The sequence below is a fragment of the Chitinophaga sp. G7 BAM 1005 genome, from assembly GCF_057126945.1.
Window position 1 is genome coordinate 5,179,225 of the sequence record NZ_CP181478.1, and the last position, 19,716, is coordinate 5,198,940.

The window sequence follows — 19,716 nt, forward strand, 5'->3', positions numbered from 1 at the left end:
GCTCAATAGTTTGGATTCTGGGTTAGGTGACTGGTCAATACTTCTGTAGATGGAATAGGCCAAAGGTACTGGCGCGTGGCATCAAACTTACGCACGGTGATCTGTTTTACCAGGCCGGCGTTATACATCGCGGTAAAATCAGGCACTCCATCTTCATCAATAGCAGGCGTTTGCGGGAAGAACCATAACCCCGGCTGCACTATTTTTGTACGTAGCTCTGCGGGTTCCAGCAAACCATAGTTTGCTTTGTTCAGCACTTTTTCCGCCAGCTTCCAGCGGATAAGATCCATATACCGGATGCCTTCCAGCGCAAACTCCATTCTTCTTTCCGTACGGATAATTTTACGCAGGGTAGTCTGATCTGCGGCAGTAACCGCAGGATATGCGCTGGTATTGGTGTATACGGTACCATAGGCGCGCGCCCTTACTTTATTAATGGCATCGCGTACCAGCTGATCAGTTTCTCCCAGTTCTGTTTTTGCTTCTGCGAAGATGAGCAGTACATCTGCAAAACGGATCACGATATTATCAGGCTCCGACTTCCAGGAGTTGAGGAGCCAGTCGCCGTCGATGCCTTTCTTCCACAGCAACCCGTTGAAGGAAGCGTATTGCGCAATAGAACGGGTGTCTTTATTTTCCACGTATTTATTATCTGATACGGATCTCACTTTCAGGGAATCCGGATGCGGCTGGAAAATGTATCCCAGGTGCGGGGTCTGGAATTCCACGATGGTGGCGGCACAACGCGGATCACGGTTATCAAACGGGCGGCGGGGGTTAAATAAAGGCGATTCATCTACCGGTAATCCATCTTTACATAGAAAACTGCAAAAGAGGTCCCAGGACGGATCTTTGGCAGCCCAGCCACCGGCATTGCGCGACACATAATTCTGGCAGTCGTCGAAAGTAACTTTTAGCGTAACAGATCTTGGCATGCCAAAAACAGTTTCCGTAGAATTCTTTGTTTTCGACAGGAAGAGGTTTCCAAAATTATCGTGCAGTTTATATACATCCAGGTCGATACAGGCTTTAGCGGCATCGCGTGCAACGGCCCAGTCGCCCATATACAGGGCGATGCGGGCTTTCATAGCCAGGGCAGCGCCTTTGGTGGCACGCCTGAGTTCCGATGCGCCATAGGTAGTTTTCAACGTAGCGGCGGCGAAATCAAAATCTTCATAGATCTTTTTGAGTACCGTGGTTTTATCCATTTGCTTCAGTTGTAACGCCTGATCGATATCGAGCATGGAATCGGTGTAAATGATATTGCCGTAGTGCGATAACAAACCGGAATACATACATGCTCTTACAAAACGGGCTTCCGCGGTGTAACTGGCAATCTGGTCGGCGGACAATACTTTATCTGCGCGGGAAATGCTTTGCAGGATGTTGTTGGCACGGGCTACGGCTTTGTAGGTATTCGTCCACGACTTCTTTACAAAATCTGTTTCCCCATTGATAGTAGCGCCGGTAACAGGAGTAGTAACATCGCGGTAGATCCAGTCGTCGGTCCAGTCGTCGCTATCCTTCTGCCAGAAATCAATTTTATATAATCCGTTGAGCGACATTTCTATTTCTTCCGCATTGGAATTCCAGGTTTCGCTGGAGCCATCGGACAATGGGTTAAGATCCAGGCTGCCGCAGGCGCTGAAGAAAATACTGGTGATGCCGGCTATGAGAATAAGTTGCTTCATGTTCGTGGAATTTAGAATTTAACAGATGCGCCAATAACATAACTGGTGGTAATAGGATAACCCAATGAAGGTTGTTCAGGATCCCATCCCCTCGGAAAATTATTCACAGAAAACAGGTCGCTAACGCTGCCGTATATACGAACGCCTTGTATACGGATCTTCTTTACCCAGTCGTTAGGCATAGAATACCCTACGCTGATATTTTTCAGGCGGAAATAAGCGCCGTTGATCAGCCAGAAGTCGGACATGGCGTAGTTGTTACCTGCGGAAGTATTGGTATAGCGTGGATACCTGGCAGCTTTATTCTGTTCCGGCGTATTGTATTTACTCCAGGAATTGCCATCCAGGATAGCGGGGAAATTGCCGAAATTTTCAACGAGGGGCCGTACCATATCAACCGTAAGCCGTGAGTTTTGTTTACCTACGCCCTGGAATACGATGCCGAGATCCCAGTTACGGAATCCGCCCTGTAAATTAATACCGTATTGGTAACGGGGCAGCGAACCACCCAGCAGTACGCGGTCGTATTCAGGGGATATTTTACCATCGGGTACGCCGTTCGGACCGCTCACATCACGGTAGCGGATATCGCCTGGTTTCACGTTGGCGTTGAGCTTCGCTGATTTATCCACTTCGTCCTGTGTTTGGTAAATACCATCTGATATATAGCCATACCATTCGTTGAATTCACTGCCTTGTCTTTTTATAGAATCCCCTACGAACTGTGTGCCACCGAGGTCGCCCATTTTGGACACAAAGTCGGCTACGTTCACGGATATACTATAATTAAAATCACCGATACGATCACTCCAGCCCAGTTGTGCTTCCCAGCCGGTAGTAAACATTTTACCGGTGTTCTGGTAAGGATTGTCGAAACCAATATAATCAGGGATTTCCAGCTCCAGCAGGATATCTTCGGTTGTCTTCTTAAAATAATCACCTGTAAAGCGTAACCTGTTATTGAGGAAGTTTACATCAGCACCCAGATCCCATGAGTGCGTGGTTTCCCAGGAAATATCACGGATCGCATATTGCCACTGTGCAGCAGATTGCGCGGATACAACGTTGCTGCCTTTATAGAACAGGGAATTATTTTCAAAGCGTAGCAGCGCCTGGTAAGGATAGTTACCGATGCGTTCATTACCCAGCGAACCCCAGGAAGCACGGAACTTTGCAAAGGATAACCACGGTGCGGTGGACTTCATAAATTTCTCTTCTGATATCACCCAGCCGGCAGAGAAAGAGGGGAAAGAGCCCCAGCGGTAGCCCGCAGCAAAACGGGAAGACGCATCATAACGGATATTTCCCTGGAACAGGTATTTGTCTTTGTAGCTATAGGTAACTCTTCCAAACCAGGAGCGGTATGCGTTTTCATAAGCGCCGCCGCTGTTGTCGCGGAACTCCAGCGGTCCCAGGTTGAGGTAAGGATAGTTACTGAGATTATATTGTCCGCGGGATGCACCCAGATCTTCATTGAACGCCTTATAAAACTCATATCCACCCATGAGGCTGAAGCTGTGGTCTTTGATCTGCTTATTATAATTGGCAATAAACTGGGTGGTGTAGCGGTAGCTATCGTTGCGTACTTCTTCCAGTTTGGTTTCCGTAGCGCCTTCAATATATCCTGAAATGACGCCTGGATTGTTGAAAGCAGTGTAGGGTACTTTGCGGGTAAATTTCTTTCCTTTATCGAAGTTGATAAAGGGAGATACGATACCGGAAATTTTCAATCCTTCTATCGGCGTAAAATCGATGCCTACCTTTCCGCCAAGTTGATTAAACCAGTTGTTGTTAAAGCCGCCGTATTTTGTTTGCACGTATATGTTCGCGCCGTCTTTTCCTGCGCCGATGCGGCCGTCGGACCACATGGCCGCATAAATAGGCGGCATGATACCCATCTTGTACATCGGGTCAACAATGGGTTGTTTAACGATGGTACGTTTGTAATTCACGTCCACGCTGGCGGTGAGGTATTTATTGATGATGATGTCGTTATTGATGCGCGTGGTGAGGCGGTCGTAAGATCGGTCGTCGTACAGCGCGCCGATTTTATCATACACCAGCGATACCCTTGAGCGCAGGGATTTCCCGGCGCCGGCAATACTCAGTGCATGGCTTTCGCGGGGAGCGCTGTTGTTGAGGATCAGGCCTCTAAAGTCGGTATCCGGGTATTGATCAGGATTTTGCGCATGCAGTGTTGCGTAGTTATCCACAATATCTTTGGTATAGGTAGGGTATTCGTTGGCGTTATTGCCGTTATCATTCCACCGCAGCTCATTGGTGAGTCGCATATAGTCTACAGCGTTTACATAACCAGGCAGTTTGGTGGGCTTTTCCACGCCGTATTCATAACTGTAGTTCAGATCCAGCTGACCGTTCTTTGCGCGTTTGGTAGTGACCAGGATTACGCCGGCGGCGGCCCTGGAGCCGTAAATAGAAGCAGAAGCAGCATCTTTCAGTACGGAGATATTATCAATATCATTTGGGTTGATGGAGTTGATATCATCAATGGGTACGCCATCGAGGATGATGAGCGGCGAGGCGCCGGCGTCAGAAATAGTAGTGATTCCCCTTACGCGGATCTGCGCTACGGAACCCGGCGCATTGTTGGTACGGGTAACCATTACGCCCGGCACAGCGCCCTGGAGCGCCTGTGATACCTGTGTGGTTTTGCGGGAGGCGATGGCATCGCCTTTCACGGTGGACACGGCGCCGGTGAGGTCGCTTTTCTTCATGGTACCATAACCAATTACCACCAGCTCATCGAGGGCGGTGTTGGCGGCTTTGGTGAGGCGGATGTCCAGCTTATACTGGCCATTCACGGTGATCTCTTCTTTATTAAAGCCGATATAGGAAAAAACGATCACGGCGCCGTCGCTGACGTTGGTGAGCCGGTATTCGCCGGTTTCATTGGTGATGACGGCGTTGCTGGTTCCTTTCTGCAATACCGTAACGCCTGGCAACGGTGTATTGGAGTCGTCCGTAACACGGCCGGTGATGGTCATCTGCGGGGCCATTAACATCAGGAAAGGCGGAAACGTGAGCGGCGGCCGTTGCTTTCTGACGGAGATGGTTCTGTCCAGGATGGTAAAAGTCATCCCCTGATCTTTAAGGGCAGCATTCAGCAATACCGCCAGCGGTGCGTTTTCCACGGAGATAGTCACGGGCTTGCTGTTTTTCAGCAGCAGGTTGTCGTAGAACACTACGTATCCCGTTTGTTTTTTGATAGCGGCAAACACTGATTTGAGTGATACCGACTTACCGGAAAAGCTGACCGTTTGCGAAAGGCCGGTGGCACTTACGTTCAGGAGCAATAACGTGAACAGAATCGTTAACTTCATAGCTAACAGCATTTTGGTTGAGCATAGCGTGCGATGCCGGGAAACCCTGCTGCCTGTCCGGGAAATAACGCTCCGGGTAATAGCAACAGCTGTCCGGCTGCAAAGAGCGATACAATTAATTTGCATACATTTGCATTGTTTGGTTGAATGAATAAAGAGTCTTCGCCGACTGTTTTGTTTGTGTTATCCAGACGCCGCCGGAAATGTTATCAGCGTTTCCGGCTTTATTGTGCATAACAGGTTAGAATACATAAACTACAGGAGCCTATGCAGTGGAATTTGTGTTTCTTAGTTTTAGCAATAAATCAGTAACGTGGTTTTTTATTTCAAAACAATAATATTTTTTCCTTCTATCTTAAATTTCACACCGTTTTCTTCCAATATTCCCAGCACTTCCGTTAAGGGCAAAGAGCGTTGCATGCCGCCGCCAAAGCTCCTTTCAGGAATAGCTCCTTCATAAGATACTTTGACGTCGTACCACTTTTCAATTTGCCGCATTACCGCAGGCATATCTGCATCGGTAAACTGGAAGAACCCGTTTTTCCAGGCGATGGTTTCATCGGTGTCTATATTTTCAGTAACGTGTAATAGTTCATCTTTTCCTACCCTCGCCTGCATACGCGGGCGGAGTACGGTGCTGTTTTTACCGGCAGCCACGCTTACGGCGCCATCTACCAGCGTAGTGCGGATAGCCGGTTCCTCCGTATAGGCATTTACGTTAAAACGTGTACCCAGTACCGTTATTTCCGTATTGCCGGCCGCCACCCGGAAAGGCATGTTGGCATTGGCAGTGACTTCGAAATAAGCTTCTCCTTTCACCGTTACTTTTCTTTCGTTACCGGTAAAGGCGGCAGGGTAAGTAATGGCAGAAGCGGCGTTGAGCCATACTTGTGTGCCATCGGGCAGGGTAAGGTGGTATTGGCCGCCGCGGGGGGTGGTCATAGTATTATACATGGCTTCCCCGGCGCCATTACCCACATAGGCCAGTTCGCCGTTGGCCTGTTTGATGATTTTTACGGCGCCCTGTTGCCCGAGAACTCCGTTGCCGGCACTATCCAGCGCAATAACGCTGCCATCGGCCAGGGTGAGCATGGCGCGGTTGCTACCGGGCATCACTTCATTTTTATACCGCTGTTGTTTGCTTTCCGCTACCGGCGCTGGCGCCGACTGACGCTGCCATGCCCATACGCCTATGCCACCAAGTAAAAGAAGCCCTGCCGCCCCCCACCATATTTTACGGTAGCTGCGCAGTGTGATTACTTTTGCTCCGGGTACATGCTGTGTTGCAACCGTTCCCAATGTGTGGCCAAACATGGCTTTCACGATGCGATCCGACATTTCACCGGGCATCGTGATCGGCGGCACATGCGATTCCCAGGCTTCACCCAATACGGCTTCCAGCACGGCATCATCCGTTTGCTGGTCGATCCATGCCGCCAGCTCCAGCTTTTCTGCCGGGGTACAGGTATTATCAAAATAGCGTGCTGCGAGGTAGCTGATCCTTGCTGAAATCATGCGGTGCTTTTACATTAATGTGGAATCTGTCTTACAATAGACACTTGAGCGGAAAAATATGACTAGTGTATCTGAAAAATTTTTTCAGAGGAAGCCATCGATGATCACAAGCAGGCAGGAAGCGCCGGTAATGGAATGCAGGTGTGGCCCCAGTTGCCGGCGGATGGTACGCAGGGCGGCAATCATATGATTATTAACGGTAGACGGGGAGATATTGAGCTGCCGGGCAATTTCATCGTGTTTCAGCCCTTGTTCCCGGCTAAGGGTATATACCAGTTTTTGTTTTGGAGGAAGATGATCCAGCGCGTATTGTAACTTTTCCCTCACCTCGCGGACACTCAGGTTATCCGCAGCATCGGCAGGTGCGGCTTCGTTAGTCGCCCTGGTGAGTTCGGCCAGGATCAGGGTTTCTTTCGCCATCCGCCGGAACGCATTCAGCGCCTGGTGTTGCGCCATCCGGTAAATATATCCGCCAAACTGTTCGATGTTCACCAGGTTTTCGCGGTCTTTCCACAACTTCAGGAATACGTCCTGTATCACATCTTCCGTCATCTCGGGAGATTCCGTCAGGCGCAGCAGGAAGCTGTACAACTTATGCCTGTACAGGAAAAAGAGTTGGGTAAACGACTCCTCATGGCCTGCAGCAGCCCTTAGCAACAATTTCTTTTCAATGTTTACATGCTCCATGAAACAGGATAAAGTGGAATAGTTTTACATAACGTCGTGGTATTAAAAGTAAAGAAAATGATGGAACAGGGAGAAAAAAATAAAAAAGGGCGGTCGTTGCCGACAGCCCTCTCCTGTAAATTCTTTTTTGTTACTACAATTCTCTTACCCAGATATTCCGGAAGCTCAGCGGTTCGCTCTTATCGCCATGTGCCTGCAGCTTGATAGGGCTGGGGCCATGCGCCTGGCGGTAGGCTGCCTGACCGATGTATTGGGTGGGTCCTTTCAGCTCGTAGCCATTCTGTACTACTACCCCGTTAAAGGTTACGGTTACTTTTGCGGGAGATGTCAACGCGCCATCTGCACCAAATACGGGCGCTGTCCAGATCACATCATACGTATTCCACTCCCCTGGTTTCAGGGTAGGGTTAGCCAGTGGCACGGACTGCTTGTAGATGCTGCCGGCCTGTCCATTGGTATACGTTTTATTGCCGTAGGAATCCAGTACCTGCAATTCATAACCGGCATCCCCTTTACCGATGGAAGCCAGGAAAACACCGCTGTTGCCCCTGCCCTGACCGGTACCGGTGATATTGGCGGGAACGCGCCACTCGATGTGTAACTGGTAGTTCTTAAAGGATTTCTTTGTTTCAATATTCCCTACCTTCTTGTTCACCGTCAGGATGCCTTTGCTCACCAGCCATTCTGCGGGTTTCTCCCGGTCGTCGGTCATTACCCACTGATCCAGGTTGCTGCCGTCGAACAATATGATGGCATCTGAAGGCGCTTCACCACATTTTTTCCCGGGCTTTACTTCCGGTGGCACCGGGGTATACACCTCTGTATCTTCTGGTTTTGCTTTTTCCTGGGCATTGGCGGCGCCAATTCCTCCGGCCAGCAGCATGGTAACTAAGATTCTCTTTTTCATAATCAATATTTAACTGGAACTAATTTATGGGTCAAAAATGTAACCGGCGTCACAATAATATATAAAATAGTATCGGTAAGCAAGCATTTTTATGTCAGCGGCAGCTGGTTTGGTAACATACAGTTAACACTAAAAAACATTCTTTGCGGATTGATTACACTTAATTAATACGTGCTGTCATTACAAATGAAACGGGTTTTTCAGTTTATCGTACTATGCTTATCTGCCTTTCCGGTAATCGCCACCGCGGCGCAGGACACGCTGCAGATGCAGCTCGCTGCCGCCGGGAAGCTCAGCCAGGAATCACCGGATGCCGCCTTTCTCGCCCTGCGCAAAATGCATGATGCAGCTATCAGTAATAAAGATGAAGCCACTGCCGGCAAATGCCTCCGCCAGATGGGAAAGATCTGCTTCACCCTGGGCCACTACGCCAAATCGCTGGAATATTACCAGCAGGCAGCCACCCTTTTTACCACCACCGGGCATAAAGCGTCCGAAGCAGCCGTGCTCAATGACATGGGTCAGCTGTATTACCGCAATATTAATAAGCCCGGCGCTAAAATGCAGTATGATAAAGCCCTTCAGCTGTACCGGCAGGTAAACGATCCCGGCGGCATAGCCGCTACCTATGGCAACATCGGCCATTATTATGAAAAGCAACAACAATACGACAGCGCCCGGTACTTCCAGCAACTGGCGCTGACACAATACCAGGGCGCACGCGATACCTTCGGGATGGCCGGCATCTATGAAAACCTGGGCACCATTTATGAAGACCTCGAAAAATACGATACCGCCTTATCGTCTTTCCGCATGGCCCTGCAACTCTTTGAGGTAAGCCACGAACGCATAGCAGGCATAGAAGTACTGAATAATATAGGTGACGTACTCCGGAAAACCGGCGATGTTAAAAACAGCCTGCCATATTCCAGGGAAGCGCTGGCCCTTGCACAGCAAACCAATAACAAATACCAGGAAGCCGCAGCCTGTAAAGACATTGCCAAGGCATTCAATCTCCTCGGACGGAACGACAGCGCCTTTTATTATATGGAGTACAGCCGTAAATGCCTGCTCGACATCTACTCTGCCCAAAACAACCAGCAGATGAACTTCCTCCAGATCCTGTATGATACCAATAAAAAGAACGACGAAATCCTCCAGCTGGAAAACAGCCATAAAATAAACCGCATCATTTACACGGCCGTAGTGATTGTGGTGGTATTACTCATCATCCTTTGCCTCCTCACTATCTCCCGCCAGAAGCTGAAAATCAGCCAGGCCCAAACCGTATCTGAACGGAATGCCGAAATAAACCGGGTGCAAAAAGACCAGCTGGAATTGAAAAGTAAACAACTGGCTACCCACACGCTGGATGTAATCCAACGGAACCAGTTCCTCGATGAACTCCGTAACACTCTCTCCGAAATGGTACAGGAAGATAAACGGGACCAGAAAAAACAATTGCAGCAACTGGTGCTAAAAATTAACCAAACGGTAAATCACGAGAAACAATGGAAGGAATTCACCGGCATCTTTGAACAGGTACACCAGGTGTTTTTTGATAAACTCAATGCGCTGTACTGCGATCTTACCAACAACGATATCAAATTACTGGCGCTCCATAAAATGAATATGGACTCAAAAGATATGGCTACCATTCTTGGTATTTCACCCGACAGTTTACGGGTGGCCAGATACCGTCTCCGGAAAAAATTAAACATCCCGGAAGGCGATACGCTCAACACTTTTGTACAAAGCCTGTAATGCATAACACTCCGGTAACGTTGCGGTAACATAATGGTAATGGCGGTTCTTGTTACAAATAAATACCTAATTACCAATCATTTACATCCTGTTTGTATACGCTGATCACGCTTTGTTTACGGTGTTGTTAACGCTGTTTACGTTTTGCTTACGCTGCTTCTTTGTATTTTTTTTTGCAGCAGCCCACATTTGTGATGCAGTTCGCCACTAACACGAACGGCATCAAATTCACCAAAGATGAAGACACTTTTAACAACGCTTTTATGTCTGCTGCTAAGCGTCACATTCGCCAGCGCCGGCAGTCTGAAAGGACATGTGTACGATCAGAAAACAGGGGAACCGCTGGTAGGCGTCACCATTGTAATGGATCAAACCAAACTGGTTGCCCTCACTGGTCTCGACGGCTCCTTTGAATTCAAAAAGATTACGGCAGGAAAATTCACCCTGCACATTTCCCATCTTACCTACAAAACATTAACAAAAGAAGTTACCATACTGGAAAGTGATAACCCGGCACTCAACATCTACCTCAGTGAACGCAGCAGCAAAAACCTGAGTGAAGTAGTGATTGCCGGCGGCTCTAAGGCCTCCTCGGAAAACACCGCCCGTAAACTGGAACAGAAATCCATCCAGGTGATGAACGTAGTATCCGGTCAGGCGATAGAAGTATCTCCCGACCTCACCGTTGCGAACGTGATCCAGCGTGTTTCCGGTATCTCCATAGAACGCAGCAGCAACGGCGACGGACAGTACGCCATTCTCCGCGGCATGGATAAAAGATACAACTACACCCTCATCAATGGGGTGAAAATACCCAGTCCCGATAATAAATTCCGTTACGTGCCGCTCGACATTTTCCCGTCGGAGTTGCTGGACCGCCTGGAAGTATACAAGTCCTTAACCCCCAACATGGAAGGCGACGCCGTAGGCGGCGTAGTGAACATGGTGATGAAAGACGCCCCCGGCAAGTTGTCGCTCAATGCCAACGTAGCCACCGGCTATAGCCAGATGGTACTGGACAAAGGCTTTACTTCTTTTGAAGCCGGCAACATACAATCCAAATCACCTTACGAAGTCCACGGTAAAAGCTATAACGCCACCCCGGCAGATTTTGCCACAGGTACACTGAACTATAAAAACAAGAACTTCGCGCCCAACCTGGTAGCAGGTTTATCTATCGGCCAGCGTTTCCTGCATAATAAGCTGGGCGTGATCCTCGCCGGTAGCTTCCAGAATACTTATCGCGGTACTACCAGCACGTTCTATAAGAATGATATGGACACCGGGCATTACTCTGTGCTTACCAGTATGCAAAACAGGCAGTACAGCGAACAACAACAACGCAGCGGCCTTCATGGAAAGATCGACTATGTGTTTAATGAAAATAATAAGCTGTCGCTTTACAATGCCTACATGAACCTGCAAAGCTTCCAGACCCGTGAAGGCATCACCACCAATTTCTCCGATGGCATATTCGATCCGGCAGCCGGAAACGCACAGCTTACCTATGAGAGCCGTTCCAGGAAAACTACCCAGCAGATTTACAATTCCACGCTGCATGGTGATCATCAGATCGTTCCCGGTAAATTAAAACTGCAATGGTCTGCCGTATTTTCTTCCGCTAAGAATGAAGTACCGGATAATACCAATATTTCTTTAAACGGGGTTCGTAACAACTTCCAGGAAACACGCACTACTATAGATGGAAGCAGCCGTCGCTGGGAACGCAATACTGATGATGATATAGCAGGTTACCTTGATCTGACTTACACTGCCAGGATAGCCGGAACTAAAGTAGATTTCTCCGCAGGTGGCCTGTACCGCGACAAACAACGCAGCAGCTTCTTTAATAACTATACCTTCAGGCCAGCCAATATCGACGCATTATATGGCAAGGATTTCACCAGCTATACAGATATTGTATGGGATATCCAGAACCCCGGCGGCGCAGTAGGCAACCCGCTTACTTACGACGCTTCTGAAAAAACAACCTCCGGATATGGTATGTTTAAATTCGAAGTATCCGAACTGGAAATAACCGGCGGCGTACGTGTGGAACATACCAACCAGGGTTATCATATGTTTTTTCCACAGGGAGAAGACCGTCCTACCGGCAGCCAGATGTATACCGATGTGTTGCCCAGCCTGAACCTGAAATACGAATTATCCGAACACCAGAACTTACGTGGTTCTTATTTCCGCTCACTGAACCGTCCGGGTTTCTTTGAAATTGTTCCTTCTAAAATTGTACTGGAAGACTACCAGGAACGCGGTAACCCGGACCTGAAGCGCGCCATCGCTGATAACTTCGACCTGCGCTATGAACTGTTTCCGAAGCGTTCCGATCAATTATTGGTAGGCGTATTCTACAAAAGGATCCAAGATCCGATTGAAAATACCATCCGCGCAGATGCTACCCGTCCGCAGGACCAGTACTATTCTGCCGGTAACTTCGGTACCGCCCGCAACTACGGCCTGGAAACAGACTATATCAAATTCTTCAGCAAGATAGGTTTCAAAGCTAATTATACTTACACCCATTCTTCTATCACTACTTCCAAAAGTCTGAGGACAAGGGATGAAAAAGGCGACGTTAAAACCATCGCGGTAGATCAAACACGCCCGTTGTACGGACAGTCCGAACATATCGGTAACCTCTCTGTATTGTACAAAGACATTCAGCATGGATGGGATGCACAGCTGGCCGGCGCTTACACCGGTCCGCGTATCGTTACCGTTTCCCAGTACGTCGACAATGATCTCTGGCAGAAAGGATTTATACAGATGGATGTCTCTGTAGAAAAGAGATTCAGGAATAACTTCAGCATCTTCGCCAAAGCAGGTAACCTGCTGAACACGCCCGCAGAAATATTTATCAAAGGAACTGATCCCGCCAACACCAATATGCCGGGACAGGGAAAGGCCAATGAAACCCTGATCAAGAAAGAATACTACAAACAAACTTACCTGCTGGGTGTACGTTACAAATTATAAACTCATTCCAAAATATTCATCATCATGAAATATAAAAATATCCTCTTTTACGCCGCATTAATCCTGACTATTGTCAGCGGCTGTAAAAAAGCAAACAGCGATGTAGACCTCAGCGAAAGCATCATTGGCTCCGGCACTGTTCACGGCGACGTGTGGGGCATCTGGCCCAAAGGCAGTATTCAACGTGTTTCCGGCGATATCACTATTCCTGAAGGTAAAACACTGGTGATCGAAGAAGGGGTGCTGGTGATCATGGATACCCTTGTGAAACCCGAAGTGATTGTAAAAGGAAACCTGTATTCAATGGGAACAGCTGAACAACCGGTGAGATTTACTATTGAAGAAAACTACCGCACCGACAGCCGCAAGTTTGGTAAACAATGGGGAGGTATCCTTGCAGCGCCATCCTGCGCAGAACTGCTGTTGGATAATACCATTCTCGAATATGGAGGCGCTGTTACCACCGAATCGTCTGCCTCTGTAAAACTGGGACTGTATAAAGCCGTAAGCGGCGAAGCACTGCCCGCATTATGGTACAGCAACGTAAATGGTAAACTGGTGGTGACTAACTGTATCTTCCGCAATTTTAATGAGGACTGCACCTACATCGAAGGCGGTAAGCTCATCTTCTCCAATAATAAATTTTACACTACCGGTATCACCGGCGGAGAAGGCATCAACATCAAATCCGGCTGTATTGCAGACGTGAGTTATAATCTCTTTTACTCTACCAATACCAACGCGCTTAAATTATCTAACTCCGGCGAACGCACGCCACAGGCGCATGTAATTGCCTATAACAACACCATGCTCAACACCGGCTGGAGAAGACCTACTGTAAAAGGCGGTTCCATCTGGGTGGAGGCTACCGTATTCGTGGAGCTGCACAATAACCTGTTTGCCAACACACGTTTTGGTATTAAGAGAGATACCAAAAAAGTAGAGGATAGTCGCTCGGTGATCAGCAACAATCTTTATTATGGCTTTAACCAAACAACCGTAGACCAGTTCCAGCCCGCAAAAGATATCGTTAGCGGCGCCAACGATGTTATCGGTACAAAGGCCGGTGAGCATGATCCGAAATTTGTAAATTATCCGTTGAACACACCCACCGATAGCCCGGATTTTAATACCAGCTGGGACTTTCATTTACTGGCCGGTTCACCTGCGCTGGGCGCCGGTACCACCGCCTTTACCCGCAACTTTCCGAACGGACTGGAGCTGAACGGCATTAACTACGCCTCTCCCGCTCCCTCTTCTTTTATTGGCGCCTTTGGCACTAAAAACTAAAACAGCGATCTCACAGTAATGACTACACGCAATATATTATTCTCCGCAGCAGTTCTTCCCGGACTGCTGTGTTTTCTTGCCTGCGCACGACCCGCAAGCCGGGCTAACGGGCAGGTATATACGGACACTACCGCCATTCAGCCCGCAGTTATCACCGAACATGTAAAGTTTGATTCAGACGATCCTGCCATCTGGGTAAACCCGCAAAACCCCGCCCAAAGCCTGGTGATAGGCACAGACAAATCGGCCGATGGCGCCCTGTATGTGTTCGATCTCGAAGGAAAGATTAAACAGGTAGTGCCCAATCTGCAACGTCCCAACAATGTGGACATCGCATATGGACTGCTTCTCAACGGAAAACGTATAGACTACGCCGTTACCACTGAACGCATCACGCATAAGCTCCGGTTCTATTCATTGCCTGATATGCAACCCATCGACGATGGCGGCATCCCGGCATTTGAAGGCGAAACCGGAACACAATACCGTGATCTGATGGGAGTGGCCGTTTATACTAATAAAAAGAACGAACACTATGTAATTGCAGGCCGCAAAACCGGTCCGCAGGATGGTACCTATTTATGGCAATACCGCCTTACCGATAACGGCGCAGGAAAGATAAAAGCCACACTGGTACGTAAGTTTGGCCACTACAGCGGTAAAAAGGAAATAGAATCTATTGCGGTAGATAATGAAGCCGGCTATGTTTATTACTCTGATGAACAGTACGGCGTAAGACAATATTATGCCGACCCGGAAAAAGGTAATGAAGAATTAACAGTTTTCGCCACCACCGGTTTTACAGAAGATCATGAGGGCATCTCCATTTATAAAACCTCTCCCACCAAAGGATATATCCTGGTATCTGACCAGGGTGCCAACAAATTTCATATCTTCAACCGGTCAGGAACAACACATACGTTGCTGAAAGTAGTGAAAGTAAGCGCCGGCCACAGCGATGGCTCCGATATGGTAAATGTGCCACTGAACAATACTTTCAAACATGGATTATTTGTAGTGATGAGCGACGACCGTACCTTCCATTATTATCGCTGGGAAGATATTGCCGGTAAAGAGCTGGAATCAACGCCAACAAAAAAATAGTGTCCCATATATGAAATCTATCTTTCTCGCTTCCCTGTGCCTGTTCGCCGGTTTACACCTGGCGCAGGCACAGGATGCCGCTGCTACGAAAGCGCCCATCGCTGCAAAGCTGATCCGTGGCCCTTACCTGCAGGCAGCAGGTACTCAGCAGATGCTGATCCGCTGGCGCACCGATGCATCTGCCCGCAGCCGTGTGAAATACGGCGCCGCGCCGGATAAGCTGGATCAGCAGGCAGATGATGCCAACCTGGTAACAGAACATAAAGTACTGCTTACAAACCTGCAACCAAACACCCGCTACTACTATTCCATTGGTGGCTATAAGGATGTATTGCAGGGCAGCGCAGACAATTACTTTATGACCCTCCCCGAAGCCGGTAAAACAGACCTGTACCGCATTGCCGCGCTGGGCGATTGCGGCGACGGCTCTCCCAACCAGCAACTCGTAAAGGAGCAACTGGTAAAATACCTCGGCAACAACTACCTGAATGCATGGATATTGTTGGGTGACAACGCCTATCCCAACGGTACGGACGCGGAGTATCAAAGCAAGTTTTTTAATGTTTATAAAGATGACCTGCTGAAGAAATATCCCCTGTTCCCGGCGCCCGGAAATCATGACTATCATGATACCGATATCTCTGCCGCCTTTGCACAGCAGTCGCACCAAACAAATTATTACCAGAACTTCTCCATGCCATCAGAAGGAGAATCCGGCGGGTTGCCTTCCCACACCGCTTCTTTCTACTCTTTTGATATCGGAAATATCCACTTCCTGTCGCTGGACAGCTACGGTAAAGAAGACAGCGCTTACCGCCTGTACGACACTACCGGTCCGCAGGTAACCTGGATAAAGAAAGACCTCGCCGCCAATAAAAACAAGGGCTGGGTAATTGCCTACTGGCACCACCCGCCGTATACAATGGGTTCCCATAATTCTGATGAAGAAGATGAACTGGTACACATCCGCGAAAACTTTATCCGGATACTGGAACGCAACGGGGTAGACCTGGTATTGAATGGGCATAGTCATGATTACGAAAGATCCAGGATGATCAAGGGACATTATGGCCCTGCCAATAGTTTTGATCCTGCCAAACATAACGTGAGCAATTCTTCCGGCCGGTACGACGGCGGCAACAATTCCGCACCGTATATCAAAGACAGCATCCGTACTACCGGTACCGTATACGTAGTGAGCGGCTCCGCCGGGAAACTGGGCGGCAAACAAACCGTTTACCCGCATAATGCCATGTATTTTGCAGATGCAGAACATGGCGGCTCCAGCATACTCGAAATACAGGACAACCGCCTCGAACTGAAATGGATCTGCGCAGATGGCGCCATCCGCGACCAGTTTACCATGATGAAAAATGTGAACCGGCACACGGATATCCGGATCAAAAAAGGAGAAACAGCCACATTAACCGCTTCCTTTATTGGCGCCTATAAATGGAATAACCGTAAGGAAACTACCCGGAGTATTACCGTAACGCCCACCGCGTCCACCACAAAATATACCGTAGTGGATGCGTACAATAATGTAAAAGATACCTTCACCGTATATGTATCGAAATAAGATCATCTGGCTGTTATTCAGCCTGCTGGTAGCTTATAGCTTTACACCCTCCACGGACAACCGTGGTGTTACCCATACCATTGCCATTTTCAGGGAAGGCGCCAACGGGTTTTCGGCGGCTTCCCTGGAACTGGAACAAGCCATACAGGCGATTGATAAAGATGATACAGCCAGCATTGCTGCTGCCAAAGAAGCACTGAAAAAATGCCGGTTACAATATAAAAGGATCGAGTTTTTCCTCGATTACTTTTTCTTCTCTTCCTCTATGGTATATAACCGCCCGGCCAAAACGGAAATAGATGAACCTTACATGGAATACCAGGCGCCATCAGGGTTACAGCAGATAGCGGTACTGCTGTTTGAGAAAGATCCTTTCTCCCGGAAAAAAGAACTGGTGACAGAAGCACTGGTGATCCGTACTGCCGCAGCCGATCTTACGTCGTTGCTCTACCAGTTCACCACCAGCGATAAAGCCATTATGGAAAGTATCCGCCTCGAACTGGTACGCCTATACGCAGGAGGCATCACCGGCTACGATGCACCGGAATTAAAAACAGGTATTGCAGAAACCGCACAATCCATGCGCACCATCCAGGCAGTGATGGAACCCTGGCTCAGCACATCTTCTCCTGAAACAAAATCCGTAGCACATCACCTGGCCCTTTGTATACAATACCTCGACGCGCACCCCGGCTTCGACGACTTCAACCGCCTGGAATTTCTCACCACCTGCGGCCTGCCCCTGCAGGAAAGCACCGGCGTACTCATTCGTGCTTTACAACTGGATCAGCATACCCGTAGTGCGCTCAACTACAACGCAACAAACCTCTTCAGCAAAGACGCTATAGACCTCAAAGCATTTACTAACGGTTCAGTATATACGGAAAAAGAAAAGCTATTAGGAAAGCAATTATTCTTTGAAAAAGCGCTCTCCGGTAACAACACCCGCAACTGTGGTACCTGTCACCGCCCGGAACTATACTTCAGCGATGGCCTGCGCACCAGCATGGCGCTGGATAATAAAACGACGGTGAGAAGAAATGCGCCGGGCCTCACCTATACTGCATTCCAATATGCACAGTTCTGGGACGGCAGAGCCGGTACCTTATCAAAACAGATACTCACCGTGATCAGCAACCCCGAAGAGATGAATGGCCATCCTGCCACAATCATCGGCCGGTTAAAAGACAGCGCCCATTACCGCAACGCCTTTGCTGCGGCCTTTCCTGAAGACACCGCCGCTGTAACCATGCCGCACCTGGCCACCGCCATCGCTGCCTATCTCACTACCCTCGCACCCATGAACAGCGCAATGGATGAATACTTTGCCGGCAACAAAAACGCCCTGACGCCGGCACAGATCCGGGGCTTCAACTTATTTACCGGCAAAGCGCAATGCGCTACCTGTCACTTTGCCCCCCTGTTCAACGGCCTCACGCCACCCTTATACCAGTTCACCGAATTTGAAAACCTGGGCATGCCCGCCAACGATAATCTCCAACATCCGCAACACGATACCGACGCCGGCAGGTTTGAATTTTTCCCGATCGCATATTACCAGCGCGCCTTCAAAACGCCCACGGTGCGCAATAGTGCTATGACCGCCCCTTACATGCACAATGGCGCTTTCCGTGATCTTGAAAAAGTAATGGAATTTTATAACGCCGGTGGCGGCAATGGAGTGGGTATGGCTGATCCTTATCAGACGCTTTCTTCCACGCCGTTGAACCTTCGTGAAGCGGAGATAAAAGACCTGATTGCGTTTATTAATGCGTTGACGGATAAGCCCATCGCAAATTAGCCTGGCATTACGTTTTAATGACAAATATCCTCCTTTCCTTCATTCTTTGATTTATACAACTCTTTCTGTTATTTTCACAATTTCAGGATCAGCCGTTCCCCCTACCTTTGATTCATCAAATCATAAAAAAATGGAAACAACACAAATATCTCCCGCCACCACCTTTCTCTTAGGAGGTGAATTCAATATTAACCGCGTGGGTTATGGCGCCATGCAATTAACCGGTAACGGCGTGTTTGGCGACGCAACCGACCGCCCCAACGCCATCAGGGTATTGCAACAGGCAGTGGCTTCCGGGGTAAACTTTATTGATACCGCAGCGGCTTATGGTCCTGGTACCAATGAACGCCTCATTGCAGATGCCCTGCATCCATATCAAAAAGGGCTCATTATCGCTACCAAAGGTGGCTTCCAGCGCCCCGGACCCAACCAGTGGGTACCTGATGGCCGCCCGGAATGGATTGCCAAAGACATCGATGCCAGTCTCAAAAATCTGAAAACAGAAGTGATAGATCTCTGGCAGCTGCACCGCATAGACCCCAACATCCCGGTGGAAGAAACCCTGGCGCCGGTAGTGGCGGCTGTGAAAGCGGGTAAGATTAAGCATGTGGGACTATCTGAAGTAAGTATTGAACAGATCCAACAGGCGGAAAAAATACTTCCCATTGTATCGGTACAAAACCTGTACAACCTCGGTAACCGCCAGTGGGAATCCGTACTGGATTATACCGCTGAAAAGGGCATTGCCTTTATTCCCTGGTATCCGCTGGCTTCCGGTCCGCATACGCTGGAAGAAAAGATCAGTAAAATTGCCGCCCGCCACAATGCTACCACCGCGCAGATTGCGCTGGCATGGCTGCTGAAACGCGCCGGCAATATCCTGCTGATCCCAGGTACTAAAAGCATTGCCCACCTGGAAGAAAATCTTAAAGCAGGAGCGATTGAATTATCTGAAGAAGATTTTCAATTACTCAGCAAATAACGGTCAGTTGCTTTTAAGAAAGGGGAAGGCGGTTACCAGTGAGTTATAATCATCGTAATCG

Annotated in this window: 12 protein-coding genes; 7 read left to right on the forward strand and 5 right to left on the reverse strand. The window is 48.7% G+C overall.

The genetic code is table 11. The features are described from left to right. Positions 1–2 precede the first annotated feature (2 nt). The 5 genes from ACMXI2_RS20540 to ACMXI2_RS20560 all read right to left on the reverse strand — a co-directional run bounded on the left by ACMXI2_RS20540 (position 3) and on the right by ACMXI2_RS20560 (position 8,141). Positions 3–1,691 (reverse strand): RagB/SusD family nutrient uptake outer membrane protein, encoded by a 1,689-nt coding sequence (locus tag ACMXI2_RS20540; RefSeq protein WP_483777941.1) that lies wholly within the window; start codon positions 1,689–1,691, stop codon positions 3–5. 11 nt (positions 1,692–1,702) lie between these two features. Further along, positions 1,703–5,032, reverse strand: a complete 3,330-nt coding sequence (locus ACMXI2_RS20545; protein WP_483777942.1) for a TonB-dependent receptor — start codon at positions 5,030–5,032, stop codon at positions 1,703–1,705. 321 nt (positions 5,033–5,353) lie between these two features. Further along, a complete protein-coding gene (locus ACMXI2_RS20550; RefSeq protein ID WP_483777943.1) occupies positions 5,354–6,547 on the reverse strand; it encodes a FecR family protein in 1,194 nt (397 codons plus the stop codon). Between the two features lie 84 nt (positions 6,548–6,631). Further along, positions 6,632–7,234 carry an RNA polymerase sigma factor gene (locus ACMXI2_RS20555; RefSeq protein ID WP_483777944.1) on the reverse strand — a complete coding sequence of 201 codons (603 nt, stop codon included), beginning with the start codon at positions 7,232–7,234 and terminating at the stop codon, positions 6,632–6,634. Between the two features lie 133 nt (positions 7,235–7,367). Further along, complete coding sequence (locus tag ACMXI2_RS20560; RefSeq protein WP_483777945.1) at positions 7,368–8,141, reverse strand: 3-keto-disaccharide hydrolase; 774 nt, start codon at positions 8,139–8,141, stop codon at positions 7,368–7,370. A gap of 186 nt (positions 8,142–8,327) precedes the next feature. Here ACMXI2_RS20560 and ACMXI2_RS20565 point away from each other — a divergent pair, with 186 nt between their 5' ends. From ACMXI2_RS20565 to ACMXI2_RS20595, 7 genes are all read left to right on the forward strand, one after another. Continuing rightward, positions 8,328–9,905: a tetratricopeptide repeat protein gene (locus tag ACMXI2_RS20565; RefSeq protein WP_483777946.1), complete on the forward strand. Its 1,578-nt coding sequence runs from the start codon at positions 8,328–8,330 to the stop codon at positions 9,903–9,905. A 237-nt stretch (positions 9,906–10,142) separates the two neighbouring features. After that, positions 10,143–12,899, forward strand: coding sequence for a TonB-dependent receptor (locus ACMXI2_RS20570; protein WP_483777947.1), 2,757 nt, complete (start codon positions 10,143–10,145; stop codon positions 12,897–12,899). A gap of 24 nt (positions 12,900–12,923) precedes the next feature. After that, entirely contained in the window at positions 12,924–14,189 is a 1,266-nt protein-coding gene (locus ACMXI2_RS20575; RefSeq protein WP_483777948.1) for a hypothetical protein, read from the forward strand. An 18-nt stretch (positions 14,190–14,207) separates the two neighbouring features. Further along, positions 14,208–15,293 (forward strand): phytase, encoded by a 1,086-nt coding sequence (locus tag ACMXI2_RS20580; protein ID WP_483777949.1) that lies wholly within the window; start codon positions 14,208–14,210, stop codon positions 15,291–15,293. A 10-nt stretch (positions 15,294–15,303) separates the two neighbouring features. Beyond that, complete coding sequence (locus tag ACMXI2_RS20585; protein ID WP_483777950.1) at positions 15,304–16,872, forward strand: purple acid phosphatase family protein; 1,569 nt, start codon at positions 15,304–15,306, stop codon at positions 16,870–16,872. Further along, positions 16,859–18,673: a cytochrome-c peroxidase gene (locus tag ACMXI2_RS20590; RefSeq protein WP_483777951.1), complete on the forward strand. Its 1,815-nt coding sequence runs from the start codon at positions 16,859–16,861 to the stop codon at positions 18,671–18,673. Before ACMXI2_RS20585 ends, ACMXI2_RS20590 begins: the two co-directional genes overlap by 14 nt. A 130-nt stretch (positions 18,674–18,803) precedes the next feature. Beyond that, entirely contained in the window at positions 18,804–19,655 is an 852-nt protein-coding gene (locus ACMXI2_RS20595) for an aldo/keto reductase (RefSeq protein ID WP_483777952.1), read from the forward strand. Positions 19,656–19,716: the final 61 nt, after the last annotated feature.

Coding starts and splice junctions, on each gene's coding strand:
- ACMXI2_RS20590 (WP_483777951.1), top strand. CDS start 16,859: ATGTATCGAAATAAGATCATCTGGCTGTTATTCAGCCTGCTGGTAGCT.
- ACMXI2_RS20595 (WP_483777952.1), top strand. CDS start 18,804: ATGGAAACAACACAAATATCTCCCGCCACCACCTTTCTCTTAGGAGGT.
- ACMXI2_RS20580 (WP_483777949.1), top strand. CDS start 14,208: ATGACTACACGCAATATATTATTCTCCGCAGCAGTTCTTCCCGGACTG.
- ACMXI2_RS20555 (WP_483777944.1), bottom strand. CDS start 7,234: ATGGAGCATGTAAACATTGAAAAGAAATTGTTGCTAAGGGCTGCTGCA.
- ACMXI2_RS20545 (WP_483777942.1), bottom strand. CDS start 5,032: ATGAAGTTAACGATTCTGTTCACGTTATTGCTCCTGAACGTAAGTGCC.
- ACMXI2_RS20575 (WP_483777948.1), top strand. CDS start 12,924: ATGAAATATAAAAATATCCTCTTTTACGCCGCATTAATCCTGACTATT.
- ACMXI2_RS20560 (WP_483777945.1), bottom strand. CDS start 8,141: ATGAAAAAGAGAATCTTAGTTACCATGCTGCTGGCCGGAGGAATTGGC.
- ACMXI2_RS20565 (WP_483777946.1), top strand. CDS start 8,328: ATGAAACGGGTTTTTCAGTTTATCGTACTATGCTTATCTGCCTTTCCG.
- ACMXI2_RS20570 (WP_483777947.1), top strand. CDS start 10,143: ATGAAGACACTTTTAACAACGCTTTTATGTCTGCTGCTAAGCGTCACA.
- ACMXI2_RS20550 (WP_483777943.1), bottom strand. CDS start 6,547: ATGATTTCAGCAAGGATCAGCTACCTCGCAGCACGCTATTTTGATAAT.
- ACMXI2_RS20540 (WP_483777941.1), bottom strand. CDS start 1,691: ATGAAGCAACTTATTCTCATAGCCGGCATCACCAGTATTTTCTTCAGC.
- ACMXI2_RS20585 (WP_483777950.1), top strand. CDS start 15,304: ATGAAATCTATCTTTCTCGCTTCCCTGTGCCTGTTCGCCGGTTTACAC.